General features: G+C 62.1%; 13 protein-coding genes and 3 pseudogenes. 13 read left to right on the top strand and 3 right to left on the bottom strand.

Annotation, left to right across the window (positions count from 1 at the left end; all coding sequences use genetic code 11):
* Positions 1 to 127: 127 nt before the first annotated feature.
* Positions 128 to 610 (top strand): hypothetical protein, encoded by a 483-nt coding sequence (locus NLM27_RS39980; protein ID WP_254148489.1) that lies wholly within the window; start codon positions 128 to 130, stop codon positions 608 to 610.
* Positions 611 to 623: 13 nt separating this feature from the next.
* Here NLM27_RS39980 and NLM27_RS39985 read toward each other — a convergent pair.
* Positions 624 to 768 (bottom strand): annotated as a pseudogene (locus NLM27_RS39985) (DUF736 family protein); the annotation flags it as partial.
* A gap of 397 nt (positions 769 to 1,165) precedes the next feature.
* On the opposite strand from NLM27_RS39985, the gene NLM27_RS39990 reads away from it, so the two are divergent.
* The gene (locus tag NLM27_RS39990) at positions 1,166 to 1,486 is read left to right on the top strand and encodes a DUF736 domain-containing protein (RefSeq protein ID WP_254148490.1); all 321 of its coding nucleotides are present in this window, start codon (positions 1,166 to 1,168) and stop codon (positions 1,484 to 1,486) included.
* 140 nt (positions 1,487 to 1,626) lie between these two features.
* On the opposite strand, the pseudogene NLM27_RS39995 reads toward NLM27_RS39990, so the two are convergent.
* A pseudogene (locus NLM27_RS39995) lies at positions 1,627 to 1,837 on the bottom strand (helix-turn-helix domain-containing protein); the annotation flags it as partial.
* Between the two features lie 141 nt (positions 1,838 to 1,978).
* Between NLM27_RS39995 and NLM27_RS40000 the strand changes: the two are divergent.
* The 5 genes from NLM27_RS40000 (at position 1,979) to NLM27_RS40020 (ending at position 4,504) form a co-directional block, all read left to right on the top strand.
* Positions 1,979 to 2,251 (top strand): DUF2285 domain-containing protein, encoded by a 273-nt coding sequence (locus tag NLM27_RS40000; protein WP_254148491.1) that lies wholly within the window; start codon positions 1,979 to 1,981, stop codon positions 2,249 to 2,251.
* A 283-nt stretch (positions 2,252 to 2,534) separates the two neighbouring features.
* On the top strand, positions 2,535 to 2,609 hold the full coding sequence (locus tag NLM27_RS40005) for a hypothetical protein (RefSeq protein ID WP_254149043.1): 75 nt from the start codon (positions 2,535 to 2,537) through the stop codon (positions 2,607 to 2,609).
* 67 nt (positions 2,610 to 2,676) lie between these two features.
* Positions 2,677 to 3,186 (top strand): DUF2285 domain-containing protein, encoded by a 510-nt coding sequence (locus NLM27_RS40010; RefSeq protein ID WP_254148492.1) that lies wholly within the window; start codon positions 2,677 to 2,679, stop codon positions 3,184 to 3,186.
* 132 nt (positions 3,187 to 3,318) lie between these two features.
* Positions 3,319 to 3,600 carry an AlpA family transcriptional regulator gene (locus NLM27_RS40015; protein WP_247392240.1) on the top strand — a complete coding sequence of 94 codons (282 nt, stop codon included), beginning with the start codon at positions 3,319 to 3,321 and terminating at the stop codon, positions 3,598 to 3,600.
* A gap of 22 nt (positions 3,601 to 3,622) precedes the next feature.
* Positions 3,623 to 4,504 (top strand): replication initiator protein A, encoded by an 882-nt coding sequence (locus NLM27_RS40020; RefSeq protein WP_254148493.1) that lies wholly within the window; start codon positions 3,623 to 3,625, stop codon positions 4,502 to 4,504.
* Between the two features lie 587 nt (positions 4,505 to 5,091).
* Here the strand turns inward: NLM27_RS40020 and NLM27_RS40025 are convergent.
* Positions 5,092 to 6,141 (bottom strand): annotated as a pseudogene (locus tag NLM27_RS40025) (IS110 family transposase).
* Between the two features lie 278 nt (positions 6,142 to 6,419).
* On the opposite strand from NLM27_RS40025, the gene NLM27_RS40030 reads away from it, so the two are divergent.
* From NLM27_RS40030 to NLM27_RS40055, 6 genes are all read left to right on the top strand, one after another.
* Positions 6,420 to 6,884, top strand: a complete 465-nt coding sequence (locus NLM27_RS40030) for a DUF2840 domain-containing protein (RefSeq protein ID WP_254148494.1) — start codon at positions 6,420 to 6,422, stop codon at positions 6,882 to 6,884.
* Positions 6,881 to 7,393: a S26 family signal peptidase gene (locus tag NLM27_RS40035; RefSeq protein ID WP_254148495.1), complete on the top strand. Its 513-nt coding sequence runs from the start codon at positions 6,881 to 6,883 to the stop codon at positions 7,391 to 7,393. The genes NLM27_RS40030 and NLM27_RS40035 overlap by 4 nt, the downstream gene beginning before the upstream one ends.
* A gap of 215 nt (positions 7,394 to 7,608) precedes the next feature.
* Positions 7,609 to 8,289, top strand: coding sequence for a lytic transglycosylase domain-containing protein (locus NLM27_RS40040; RefSeq protein WP_254148496.1), 681 nt, complete (start codon positions 7,609 to 7,611; stop codon positions 8,287 to 8,289).
* 385 nt (positions 8,290 to 8,674) lie between these two features.
* Entirely contained in the window at positions 8,675 to 10,438 is a 1,764-nt protein-coding gene (locus tag NLM27_RS40045; protein WP_254149044.1) for a DUF3363 domain-containing protein, read from the top strand.
* A gap of 36 nt (positions 10,439 to 10,474) precedes the next feature.
* Entirely contained in the window at positions 10,475 to 12,460 is a 1,986-nt protein-coding gene (locus NLM27_RS40050; RefSeq protein ID WP_254148497.1) for a conjugal transfer protein TraG, read from the top strand.
* Between the two features lie 6 nt (positions 12,461 to 12,466).
* The gene (locus NLM27_RS40055) at positions 12,467 to 12,892 is read left to right on the top strand and encodes a CopG family transcriptional regulator (RefSeq protein ID WP_254148498.1); all 426 of its coding nucleotides are present in this window, start codon (positions 12,467 to 12,469) and stop codon (positions 12,890 to 12,892) included.
* Positions 12,893 to 12,956: the final 64 nt, after the last annotated feature.

Consider the following 12,956-nt stretch of genomic DNA (forward strand, 5'->3'; position numbering starts at 1 on the left):
CGTCTTGCTCGCCTCCAGGACGGAGTTGCATGCCGCAACTCCGCCTCGTTTCCATACTACGTCCGAAGCCGCGCCGCGGTGGTGGTGGAAGGCGCAACCAGTACATCTATGCAATGGAGCCACCGCCATGCTTGCCCTTGGGCTTGTCCTCAACACATTCGGCATCGGGTTGTTCTGCTGGCTGATCTTTGCGCTGGCGGTCTATGCGCTGCCGTTTTTCGTCGCACTCAGCGTCGGGATGTTGGCATTCCATGGCGGGGCCGGTGTCGTCGGGGCGCTGCTTATCGGATTGGCCTCCGGCGCATCGACGCTTGCTGCCGGTCAGGTCGGCGTCGCGGTCAGTCGGGTCCGGACCTTGCGCATCGCGATCGCAGCCGCATTCGCCGTCCCTGCGGCTATCGCTGGCTATCATGTGATGTTCGCCCTGTCGCAGATCGGGGTGCCTTCGCTGGCTTGGCGCGAGGCCTTCGCTTGCCTAGGTGCGGTTTGCATCGGCGGCACGGCATGGACGCGCTTGACCGTTTTCGCGGAGACCCGCCCGTTGGAGTCGGCCGAGGTGGCGGAGAATATGCCTCGACCGGTGCTCACAGCAGCGACGCATAAGCGATGACGCTTCATCGCCATCATCGATCGAGCAAGGTCGCGCAGGGCGCCACGTTGAACGAGGGATCATCGAGCTTGAGAGAGAGGTAACGCCGCTCTTCCTCGTAGCGCTTTGACCAAGCCCCCAATCTCCGCCTGGTCCACATTGCTGCGGGAGAGCGGCGCGCCGCGCTCGATCATTCCTTCCGGACGATACCGCCCTTTGCGGCAGATTGTTTCTCTTTCTGCGCCGAACCGTACCAACCTCTTGTGCAGCTCAACCGAGATTCGCCAAGTCTTCTCCTTAAGATTTGCGGTTCAGCACGCGGACGCACGTGGCCTCTTTGATGGCTTGATCTGGCCGAAGACCGGCTGCGCCTCGATCGCCTGAGCCGCAACGCCGTTGATGCGACTTTCTTCCCCTGGGCTTGCGCCCATTCCTCGCGAGGCAAGAAAGTCGCAACAACGGCGTCCTCCGCTGCGCTCCGGCCCGCGAGCGGGTGCGTCGCCGATCGTCCTCGGCCTCTAGATCGCCATCGAGGCCGCGGTGGTCGCGGGCTCGAAACACAACAGGAGAAGTGACATGGCTAACATCGGTTCTTTCAAGAAGGTCGGCAACGAGTTCCAGGGCGAAATCGTCACCCTGAGCCTGCAGGCCAAGGGCGTCCGGATCGTCGCCGAGACCAGCCGATCCAACGAGAACGCTCCCAGCCACCGGATCTACGTGCGCCGCGCCGAGATCGGCGCAGCCTGGTCAAAGCGCTCCGAAGAAGGCCGCGATTACCTCTCTCTCAAGCTCGATGATCCCTCGTTCAACGCGCCGATCTATGCGAACCTGTTCGAGGACGAGGGCGGCGAGGGCTACACGCTCCTGTGGTCGCGGCCGCGGAAGAGCGGCGAGTAGACGCTCCGCCAAGCCCCGTCCGGTTCGCCGGGCGGGGCTCTCTTTCTTAGGGCCGTCGGGGCGCGAAGCCGTCGCCGCTGGACCGAGCCGGTCGCATCAACTATTCGGTCTCCCTCGAGTTTGCGCTTGGCGCTTGTTGTGGGCGGCCGAGTGAGAAGGTCAGCTGCCTCGACACCCAGGCTTCGAGCCAGCCGATCGACAACATCGATGCCCGCCGCATAGACGCTTCGCTCTAGTGCGCTGATATAGGTGCGGTCAATTTTCGCTCAGTGAGCCGATTTCCTCCTGCGACAAGCCGCGGGCTTGTCGGAGCTTCCGCAAATTGATTGCAAGTATCTCGCGTATGTCCATACGCGAGAGGGCATTTCTTTGAAGAGTATCTCACCACGGAGTATTCTCGACGATCAGGTCGGGTCCCGTGACAAGATTTTAGCGCTTCTGCCTCTTCCGGCCTGCGTGTTAGAAGTTGTCTGATCTAAGGCGTGGAGTTCTATGAGGAAGCCGCCACTCGATCCCAATGTCGCCGACGCTGCTCCCACCGATCAGATTCTGACGGTCTATGATGAGCAGCACGTGGTGACCTATATGCGCCTTCTGCAGGCTGAGAGCGAAGGGGCTGACTGGACAGAAGTCGCTCGGGTAGTGCTGCATATGGATCCGGAGCGCGAACCGGATCGTGCGCGCCGCGCATACCAGAGCCACCTGGCGCGCGCTAAGTGGCTGACCGAGAAGGGCCGTCTATTGCGTGGAGATGGCTCCAAATAAAGAATATTGTCGCGCCAAGTTTTGCTGAGCGAATTATCTTCTATCGCTAATTCGTGGTCATTTTCATGCACCACGTGGTGCCAAACTAGGGGCTTCCTCCAACCGCCTCGTTCATACCTATTGCGCCGCATCTTTGTTAGCTGCATGCAATGGGGCGGAAGAAATGCCTCAATACGACTGGCGGTCGCCGGAATCCTACAAGACCCTACAAGACGCGGAAATCACCGACATCGCCTAGGAATGTCTTCGCCGAAACGCGGACTATCGACGTGCCTACGAAGCGATGATCGCCGACAGTCCGGACGGCGAGGTGACCGAGGAATTCAGGAGGAGGTGGGGCATTTGCTTTCGCCCATGACCCGCAGAGGTCCTTCGACGAACAGACGATCTTTTGGGCGCCTGAGGTTCTGGCGACGGTCGTTCCAGTGACGGTTGCCTCGGCTGCCGATCGCAGTTCGGCGTCTTTGCCATTGCTCGACCTTGCAGCCGGTCAGTTGCGCCGTGCCGCCGATGGCTGGCACGCCGTGCTGCGCATCGGCGCGGTGGATTACCGTGTCTGGTCCAAAGAACCGCCGGTGCTCGGCGCGTCATACGCAGCCAAATTGCCGTTTGACGGCGATTTGGAAGCTCGCGCGTATGCAGCCCGACAGTTTTGGCGCGCGATGAATGGACGCGCGCCGGGTCCTGCATTTTACAAACTATCCCAACAGCGGCGCGAACGACTGAGCGCCGCGATCCCGGCGCTCGATGCTCGCAGCGCCGGCGGTAACTATCGCACTGTCGCCGAAGCGCTGTTCGGCAAAAAGCGCATCCCTGATCGCGCCTGGAAGACGCACGATTTCCGCAATCGAACGGTCCGCCTGGTGAAAGGCGGCCTCGCGTTGGTACGCGCAGGTTACCGCAAACTTCTGCGGCCCGGCCGCAGGGACGATTAGCCTCTCGGCCAAGGGTATCGAAAATCATACCCTCAATATTCAGCATCCCCCTCCGAGATCGCGCTTCTCCATGATGACCGCACACGCGCCGACGCCGCCATGCGCGGTGCGCTGTCACCTTGGAGTTCTCAAATGCCCGATTCGACGGCCGGTTTACCTCCGCGCTTCCTGCGGACACCGGAGGCTGCGCGTTACCTTGGCCTCTCCGGTCGCACGCTCGAGAAGCACCGCACGTATGGCACCGGGCCGACGTATCGGAAGATCGGCGGACGTGTCGTCTACGCCCTGGATGACCTGAAAGCTTGGGCCGACCTCGGCGCCAAAACGTCAACGTCCGACCCCGGAAAGGGGACCGTGCTGCCGGCCAAGAAGCATCCGGTCTTGCGCCCGTATGCAGGCCAGGAACGTCGCTGACCGCCGCGTGAGAACAGTGACCATGCGGCGTAAACCCCATTCCGAGCGCGACCAGCTGGAGCTCTTTCGAGCGCTACCCGGGGATCTCGCACCGCGCGATGCGCAGGATCTGATGGCATATCCGTTCTTCTCTCTGGCGAAGACCAAGCGGGTTGTGCCGATCGATTTCCGCGCTGGTACAATCGCTATTCGTGTCGAAGCCGTGCCGGAACACGGCATCGCGACTATCTGGGATGCAGACGTTCTGATCTGGGCCGCTTCGCAGATCGTCGAAGCCCGTGACGCCGGCTTGAAGACCTCGCGCCTGCTGGCTGCAACGCCGTACGAGATTTTGACGTTTGTCGGCCGCGGCACTAGCGCACGCGACTATGACCGGCTGAAGGCCGGTCTTGACAGGTTGCAGTCAACGACGGTGCTGACCTCGATCCGCCAGCCGGCAGAGCGGCGGCGGCATCGCTTCTCCTGGATCAACGAGTGGAAAGAGACGGCCGATGCAAATGGCCGTCCATTCGGGCTCGAACTGATCCTGCCGGATTGGTTCTACGCCGGTGTCATCGATGACGCGCTCGTGCTGACGATCGACCGCGCTTATTTCGATCTGACGGGCGGACTTGAGCGCTGGCTTTATCGTCTTGTGCGCAAGCATGGCGGCCGGCAGGACGGCGGCTGGAGTTTTGATCTTGTGCACCTCCATGCCAAGTCCGGCATCCTCTCGCCGCTCAAGCATTTTGCGTACGACGTGCGTCAGATCGTCCAGTGCCAGACATTGCCCGGCTATCAGCTCGCGCTCACGCGCGATCCAGACGGCACCGAGCGGCTGAACTTCGCGCCTACGTCTGTTGCTCCGTTAACGGCACGCCTGCGCCGACGCGGTCTCATTCCAAATTCGGAGGACAACCTGTGAATCAGCTCGTGCTATCGGGGACCGTAATCCTCGTGCTATCGGGGACCCGATCCTCGTGCTATCGGGGACCGAAATCCAGCTTAAGTGCCTGTTTTTCTGAGCCTTCCAGCCGCTCTAACTTTACTAACATACTGACACTAACTTCTTGTTGTGAATCAGTACGTTGTGAACAAGTCGGCCGCGCGTGCAACGAGCATGCCTCGTGCAGCCACTCTCGCACGCGCAAAGGTTCGCTGCAATGCGAGTCTTGTCGCCAATGCACGCGCGTCGACGAGATCACGCGCAAATCCGCGCGATTGCTAACGTCGACATCATCGCCTGGTGCGCGTCAGGTCCTCTTGCAGCCGCTCGCTCGTCGAGGAGAACTCGCTAACATCCGTGGTTGGCACGATGGCCACCACAAGCCGGAATCTGAGGAATGGGCGGTCAGGCTAACCAGCGCCGTGCTTGATGGCTTCAACGGTCTGCATGAAGCCGCCGGCAAGAAAAGTTGCGATCTCGCCCAAATCCCCGTCTCCTCGGGAGACGCCGCTCCGCCGTGGCGGAAGGAAAAGGCGCGCGTGGAAGCGGCCGGGTCACAGAGGCTTTTAAGCCGCCGCAGCGACCCGGCCGCGCTTGCCGCCGGCGCCAAACCGGAACGTGGTGCCATCGATCCAGAACTTGTGCAGCAGCACGGCGAGCGCGCGCCCAACGGCTGTCGCCGCTCGCTTCAGATCCTTCTTCCTGGCGAGCCGCAGGCCCCACAGCCGCAGCTTGAAGGTCTTTGGAATGCGGGTGAGGATCGCGATCGCGGCCTCATACAGCATCGCCCGCGTCAGCTCGTCGCCGAATTTGGAGATGCCGCCGATGCGGTCGGTTTGTCCGGATTGGTAGCGCCGTGGCGTCAGGCCAAAATGCGCCCCGACATTGGTCGACTTCCTGAAGCGGGCCGGGTCGTCGACAGTGGCGCGGAATGTCAGCGCCACCAGCGCGCCGACACCGGGCACGGTCATCATCCGCCGCACCGCGCTGTCGCTGCGCGCTGCCGCCAGAGCCAGGCGCTGCAGCTTTGCCAGCTGCAGCCGCATGGCATTGCGGGCGTCCAAGAGCGGCGTAAGGATGACCTCCAATTCTTTCTTCCCGGCGATGATCTCGCGCACCCGGGCGTCAAAACGGCCCATGGAGATCTCGCCGACCTTCAGGCCAAACGGGCGCAACAGGCCGCGGATCATGTTCTCCATGTCGAGCACCTTGCCGAGCAGCGCCTTGCGTCCGACCAGCAGCGCGCGCAGCATTTGTGCGCCCTCCGATTTTACATGGACCGCACGGAATCAGCCGGTTCGCATCATCTGCGCGATGCCCCTGGCGTCGTTCCGGTCGATCTTGTTCAGCATCGCGCTCAGCGCCGCCTTGGCATGCCGGGTCTCGATGCAGATCACGGGCAGGCCTTTTTCGGCGAGCGCTGTGAACAGCCACGCGCTGCACGAGAACGCTTCCAGCCCAACGCGCTTCAGGTCGATGCCCCATTCCGCCAAGAACAGCTCGATCGCGTCGGGATCGGTGTCGAGTTTCGCCTCCCGAACAACGCTGCCATCGCCGTCCACCACGCAAATGTTCGTCGCCTCCAGCGACACGTCAAGCCCAGCATAGACGTCCATCATTCGCCTCCACCGCCGACCGCCGGACCGCACAGCGCGCTCCGTTCGCGAATCGTTGCGCAGCATCGTCGCTGCAACGCGGCCGGCGAGGGGGCACAAGTCAGTACCCCGGCTAACCAGAAATCCTTCGGATTTCTTCTAACGGACCAAGCCGAAAGCCGCATTAGAGGCTTCCGGCAACAGGGTGCCGTCAGTCCTGCTTGCCTTGGCAAGCCGCACGCGAACTCCTCGGAGCCTCAAGCCCACGGTTGCCTGTTCCAGCATCCGGGAGCGACGGCATGAGCGACCTGACCGAGGTGGAAGTGCTGTGGCTCGAGAAGCGTATCGAAAACCGCATTCGGTTCGGTCGGGTCGTCAAGGAACGGAAGCTTGATCGTCACCGGCGTGTCCTGTCATTTGCACCCGGCAGCATCTTTGCCTTCGTCCGTTGGACCTCCAACGACTTCGGCACAATCGTTTCGCGGATCGACATCTTGCGCGCGGTCGCGCCGGGACAGCGCTGCTTGACCGTCCCTTATGTGAAGCCTGGTGGAGAAATCCTGCTGCGGCTTTCCGGCTGGCAAAAGGTCGAACGGGTGCTGCAGATGGTCGATGCCGTGGAAGCACTCGGCATCGATCCCGCCGACGTCGCGCCTGATCATTGGCATCACGTTCATAACCGCCTGTCCGTCAACGAAAACCCGCGTCCCTACACCAAGGCACGCCATCAGGCCTGGCTTCACCGCCAGAGAATGATGCGATGAGCAGTCGCCTGAAGATGCTGACAGTGACGTTTGGCGCTGCTGCTGCGCTCGCTGCAACAATCGTCCTGGAGCCACTTCCGCTCTATATCTGGAATGCATCGGCAAGCGTGCCGATTGGCCTCTATCGCCTGCGACCGGCGGAACATTTCTATGTCACTGAGTTGGTCACCGTGCAGCCGCCCGAGCCGCTTGCGACCTTTCTCGATCTTAACGGCTATCTGCCAATCGGCGTTCCCATGCTCAAGCGAGTCTTGGCGCTACCCGGGCAGACGGTCTGCAGAAGCGAGCTCACGATTTCGGTCGATGATATCGCGGTGGGCGAGGCGAAGTATCGCGACCGACACGGTCGTCCGCTGCCGAACTGGCAGGGCTGCCGCGTCGTCGGCGACGGCGAGCTCTTTCTCATGAATTGGCAGTCGGACGACTCTCTTGACGGCCGATATTTTGGATTTCTTCCAGCGTCGGCCGTGATCGGCCGTGCGCTTCCGGTGTGGACGTGGGAGGAGTGATCGTGCGTCTTCCATGTGTTCGCTCCGCCATTCCTCTGTTCGATCTATTGCGGGATCATTCCTCCGTTCCGACCAATGTCTGCATGGCCGACGCGCGCAGCGCCCGCCCAGGGCGGCCGCCCGGCCGGCGCGAAGCAGCTTTACCCTGGACCGGCGTGAGCACGCCGGCATGCTTGGCTCGGTTGGGCACGCGCGTTTGCGCTGTTGTGCCCCTGATGCTTCTGCTGACTGCGTTCGACAGTGCCGCTTTGGCCCAGAGCCGATCAGCCGCCCAGCCGGCGATCAGTCAGACCAGTCACTCATTTGCCGGCTTCATCAATGAAGCCTCACAACGCTTTGCGATTGCGCCGAACTGGATCCGATCAGTCATCAGCATCGAGAGTGCTGGCGACATGCACGCCCGATCGCCAAAAGGCGCAATGAGCCTGATGCAAATCATGCCGGCGACCCGGGCGGAACTTCGCGAGCGCTATAATCTCGGCAGCGATCCCTACGACCCGCGCGACAACATTCTGGCAGGCACGGCTTACTTGCGCGAACTGCTCGATCGGTATGACTCGCCCGGCGTGTTTGCCGCGTACAACGCGGGACCATCTCGCTATGAAGGGCATCTCGCAGGCGGCTCTTTGCCAGACGTGACGCGAGCATACGTCGCAAAGCTTGCAAATCTGCTTGCCATCGAACTACCGCCGACGTGGATGTCCAGCGGACGGTCGTCAGCAGCTGCGACGCTATTCGTCACGCGATCCGATCTCATGAAAACGCGCGATCGGTCGCTGACGCTCGTGCCTTGGAGTGGTGTCACGACCGCAATCTCGGCTCCCGATGTTTCGCATATGGTTCCTCGGCCAATTGGCGTGTTCGTCGCTCGATCGGATTCGGGAGCATCGCAATGACCAAGTGTGCGGGTTCGCAAGCTGATGGCGTTTGGGCGATGCCTTCGGCCCGCGCTCTACTCGTCGCTTCGCTCCTCACCGAGCCACCCTTCGGGTGTCTCGGCCCTTCGGGTAACGATCGCTATCGCAAGCGCTCGCAGGCACTGGTTGCTTCCCAAGTCAACTGCCAGTTCGCGGCGGCTCTTTCGGGATCCGGCGACTGGGAGACCACGACGGCAGGACGGCGAGATAAAAGGGGCTCGCCGGTCGAACCGCAAGCCATTGACATGGCTTGGGTTCCGGCGTGCCGGTCGGTCGGGGCGCGTGCCGCGCCTTGCAGATTGACGAATGCAATCAAAGGCGTTTTCGGCACCATGTGCGCTTTTGATCGTTGGGAGACCCGGCCATGAGCACAGGCGACAGCGATCTGCGTATTCGGCCTGGACGCATCCGCAGTACACGCGCACCGAAGCAGAAGAGCTTTGTCGACCAGGTGCTGCGCGCCGCGAAGAAAGCCGGACACACCTCGGGTGTCGCTGCAGTTGGCAGGCGTTCTGTAACCTACGGGCGCTCGACGTTTGGCCGCGGCCGGCTGTCCTTTAGTCGCGCCCGATTGTTCAGCCCGACGCGACGTGTTGTGGTCAAGGCGCGCGTGGTTCGCCACAAAGCGCGCGCCTTCCGCTCGGCACCATTGACAGCACATCTTTCATATCTGAAGCGCGATGGCGTCACCCGAAGCGGCGAGCGGGCCGAGATGTTCGATGCCGGTAGCGACCGCGCCGATAGCGCGGCTTTCGCAGAACGCTGCAAGGACGACCGGCATCATTTCCGCTTCATCGTCTCGCCTGGGGACGCTGGCGAGATGACCGACCTCAAAGCCTTCACCCGCGACCTTGCCAAGCAAATGGAAATCGACCTCGGCACGCGGCTCGATTGGGTCGCCGTCGATCACTGGAACACGGACAACCCTCATGTCCATCTTCTCGTTCGGGGAGTCGACGAAGAACGGGGCGATCTCGTGATCTCCCGCGACTACATCAGTCGAGGCCTGCGATCACGTGCCGAGGAACTGGTCGCCATCGAACTGGGTCCAAAACCTGAGCATGAAATCCGCAATTCGCTGGAGAGGGAAGTCACCGCGGAACGATGGACCCGGCTTGATCAGGAGATTCGGCTGGCAGCCGATGAAACCGGCACCATCGACCTACGCCCCGAGAATCCCGGGACTTTCGATCCTGAAATCCGACGCTTGATGGTTGGCCGCCTACAGCACCTGGAGAAGATGGGACTTGCGGCATCCGCCGCGCCAGGGGAATGGATGGTTGGGCTCGAGGCCGAGCGTAGCTTGCGCGACCTCGGTATGCGCGGCGACATCATCAAGACCATGCAACGCGCTTTTGTCGAGCGGGGAGATGCGCGCGGAGTCGCCGGTTACGTCATCGAAAGTGGACAGCCGTCGTCCCAGATCATCGGACGGCTGGTCGACCGTGGATTGCATGACGAACTGAGTGGCGAGGCCTACGCCCTGATCGACGGAACGGACGGACGCGCGCATCACGTGCGCTTCCGAGGGATCGAGGCCTTCGAGCATGCTCCGCCAGTTGGTGGCATTGTCGAAGTTCGGCGCTTCGGTCATACGGGGGACCCGAGCCCCACCATGGTGCTCGCGTCCCGTTCCGATTTCGATCTTGGTGCGCAGGTCACCGCCAAGGGGGCGACCTGGCTCGACCACCGGCTGGTCGAACGCGACCCTATGCCGCTCGCCATGGGCGGTTTCGGCCGCGAGACCCGCGACGCCATGGAAGCCCGTACCGAGCATCTGATCCAGAAGGGCCTGGCGGAGCGGCAGGGCCAGCGCATCATCCTGCAGCGCGACCTCCTGAATACGTTGCGACGACGCGAACTCGACGAAGTCGCAGCAAAGGTCTCGGCCGACACCGGCCTGCCTCACGTGAACGCCGGCTCCGGGGAGCATGTGACGGGCACGTATCGCCAGCGGCTGACGCTCACCTCCGGGCGTTTTGCGATGATCGACAACGGACTTGGCTTTCAGCTCGTACCCTGGTCGCGCGATCTCGAAAAGAGGCTCGGGCAACACGTCAGCGGCGTCGTGAAGGATGGCGGCGGCATCGAATGGGGCTTTGGCCGCAAGCGCGACCTCGGGCTCTAGCAATCTCTCCGATTCAGTTGCGGAAGGACGTTCGGGATGTCCGGAACCAAAATCCTCTGGGGACAGGTGATCGTCGTCGGCCTGATTGTTTTGCTCGCCATCTGGGGAGCAACCGAATGGACGGCTTGGCGGCTCGCCTGGCAACCAGAGCTTGGACGGCCCTGGTTCGAACTGTTCGGATTCAAGGTATATTACCCGCCGGTCTTCTTTTGGTGGTGGTTCGTCTACGATGCCTATGCGCCTCAGGTCTTCGTCGAGGGGGCCTTCATCGCGGCGTCAGGGACTTTCGTGTCGATCGCGGCAGCGATCGGCATGTCGGTCTGGCGAGCGCGCGAGGCCAAGAACGTCGAGACCTATGGCTCGGCGCGCTGGGCTGATGCGGAAGAGGTTCGAGCGGCCGGACTTCTCGGTCCGGATGGTGTGGTGCTGGGGAGGCTCGACCATGACTACCTCCGCCATGACGGACCGGAGCACGTGTTGTGTTTTGCGCCCACCCGGTCGGGCAAAGGTGTCGGCCTCGTCGTTCCTTCGTTGCTGGCTTGGTCCGGATCGGCCATCGTTCACGACATCAAGGGTGAGAACTGGCAACTGACCGCCGGCTTCCGCTCGCGACATGGCCGCGTCCTGCTATTCGACCCGACCAACCCGAAGTCTTCGGCCTACAATCCGCTCCTTGAGGTCCGGCGTGGGGAATGGGAGGTTCGCGACGTCCAGAATGTCGCCGATGTCCTGGTCGACCCTGAAGGTTCACTCGACAAGCGGAACCATTGGGAGAAGACCAGTCATTCGCTCCTGGTCGGCGCCATCCTCCATGTCCTCTATGCCGAGGCAGACAAGACCTTGGCTGGCGTGGCCGCATTCCTGTCCGATCCGAAGCGGCCGATTGAAGCGACGTTGAAGGCGATGATGACCACGCGGCACCTGGGTGAGCAGGGGGCTCATCCCGTGGTCGCCTCGACCGCGCGCGAGCTTCTCAACAAATCCGAGAATGAACGCTCCGGCGTCCTGTCCACGGCGATGTCTTTCCTGGGGCTGTACCGCGATCCCGTCGTGGCCAAGGTGACCTGCCGATGCGACTGGCGGATCGCGGATCTGATCGCCGATAGCCGCCCAACGACGCTCTACCTGGTGGTGCCTCCCTCCGATATTTCGCGGACCAAGCCCCTCATCCGCCTGGTGCTGAACCAGATCGGCCGGCGCCTAACCGAGGACTTGCACGCCCGCGATAGTCGGCATCGCATTCTGATGATGCTCGACGAGTTCCCGGCGCTGGGGCGGCTAGATTTCTTCGAGTCCGCACTCGCCTTCATGGCGGGGTACGGCATCAAGAGTTTCTTGATCGCGCAGTCGCTCAATCAGATCGAAAAAGCTTACGGGCCCAACAACGCCATTCTCGACAACTGCCACGTCCGCGTCAGCTTCGCGACCAACGACGAGCGGACCGCGAAGCGGGTGTCCGACGCGCTGGGCACGGCTACCGAAATGAGAGCCATGAAGAACTATGCCGGGCACAGGTTGAACCCCTGGCTGGGGCACCTCATGGTCTCACGACAGGAGACGGCGAGGCCGCTCTTGACCCCAGGCGAGGTCATGCAGCTTCCGTCGATGGACGAGATCGTCATGGTGGCGGGCACGCCGCCAATCCGAGCGAAGAAAGTCCGCTACTACGAGGATCGGCGGTTCACTGAGCGACTTCTGCCACCACCCGATCCGTCGAGGGCCGGCCGATCATCGCGAACGGACGGATGGTCAACGCTTGGAACGCTAAAGCCGGCGCTACTTCCAACCAACAGGGGGCAAGGAGAGGAAGACACGGCGAACAGCGGCCTTCGCCGCGAGCCCGAGCTCCCCGATCACATCGCGATCGTCAAAGAAACAACCGAACCGACGCCGGTCGAGGAATTTGCCGTCGTTCTTGACGACGACGAGGATGCGGTCCGTCAGTCCCGGCTCATTCGCCAGCAGATGCGTGGTGTCGCCCGTCAGGTCGCCATGGATCCGAATGACGGCATGGAGCTCTGAGGTAACATGCGCGACCGGATGAACGTCTATTTCCCGCCGGAACTTCTGAAACAGGTCTCGGAGCTTGCCGATCGCAAGAATCTTTCCCGGTCTGCGATCGTGGAGGCAGCCGTTACTTCGTTTTTGTCACCGGATGGAGCGGACAGGCGGGAGGCGGCGTTTACCCGTCGTCTTGATCGGCTGTCGCGCCAGATGCAGAGGCTGGAGCGCGACGTTGGTTTGACGGCGGAGACCTTGGCCCTCTTCATCCGTTTCTGGCTGACGATCACGCCGTCGCTACCCAACGACGCGCAGCCTGCTGCGCAGGCAAAAGGCCGGGAACGTTTTGAAGGATTTGTCCAGGCACTCGGGCGGCGCTTGCAAAAGGGGCAAAGCTTTCTCCGCGAGATTCCTGAAGATATCCGCCACGAGGAACCTATCGAGGAGACCTGACTGAGCGTCCTGGATTTACTATCGCGCCGTCCCTTCTTTTTCTACGCCAGCCTACGACCCCAGC

It is taken from the genome of Bradyrhizobium sp. CCGB12, assembly GCF_024199845.1.
GTDB lineage: Bacteria > Pseudomonadota > Alphaproteobacteria > Rhizobiales > Xanthobacteraceae > Bradyrhizobium.

Bases quoted from the DNA above. Each gene is read 5' to 3' on its own strand.
- NLM27_RS39980 (WP_254148489.1), top strand. From the start codon at position 128: ATGCTTGCCCTTGGGCTTGTCCTCAACACATTCGGCATCGGGTTGTTC.
- NLM27_RS39990 (WP_254148490.1), top strand. From the start codon at position 1,166: ATGGCTAACATCGGTTCTTTCAAGAAGGTCGGCAACGAGTTCCAGGGC.
- NLM27_RS40000 (WP_254148491.1), top strand. From the start codon at position 1,979: ATGAGGAAGCCGCCACTCGATCCCAATGTCGCCGACGCTGCTCCCACC.
- NLM27_RS40015 (WP_247392240.1), top strand. From the start codon at position 3,319: ATGCCCGATTCGACGGCCGGTTTACCTCCGCGCTTCCTGCGGACACCG.
- NLM27_RS40020 (WP_254148493.1), top strand. From the start codon at position 3,623: ATGCGGCGTAAACCCCATTCCGAGCGCGACCAGCTGGAGCTCTTTCGA.
- NLM27_RS40030 (WP_254148494.1), top strand. From the start codon at position 6,420: ATGAGCGACCTGACCGAGGTGGAAGTGCTGTGGCTCGAGAAGCGTATC.
- NLM27_RS40035 (WP_254148495.1), top strand. From the start codon at position 6,881: ATGAGCAGTCGCCTGAAGATGCTGACAGTGACGTTTGGCGCTGCTGCT.
- NLM27_RS40040 (WP_254148496.1), top strand. From the start codon at position 7,609: ATGCTTCTGCTGACTGCGTTCGACAGTGCCGCTTTGGCCCAGAGCCGA.
- NLM27_RS40045 (WP_254149044.1), top strand. From the start codon at position 8,675: ATGAGCACAGGCGACAGCGATCTGCGTATTCGGCCTGGACGCATCCGC.
- NLM27_RS40050 (WP_254148497.1), top strand. From the start codon at position 10,475: ATGTCCGGAACCAAAATCCTCTGGGGACAGGTGATCGTCGTCGGCCTG.
- NLM27_RS40055 (WP_254148498.1), top strand. From the start codon at position 12,467: ATGCGCGACCGGATGAACGTCTATTTCCCGCCGGAACTTCTGAAACAG.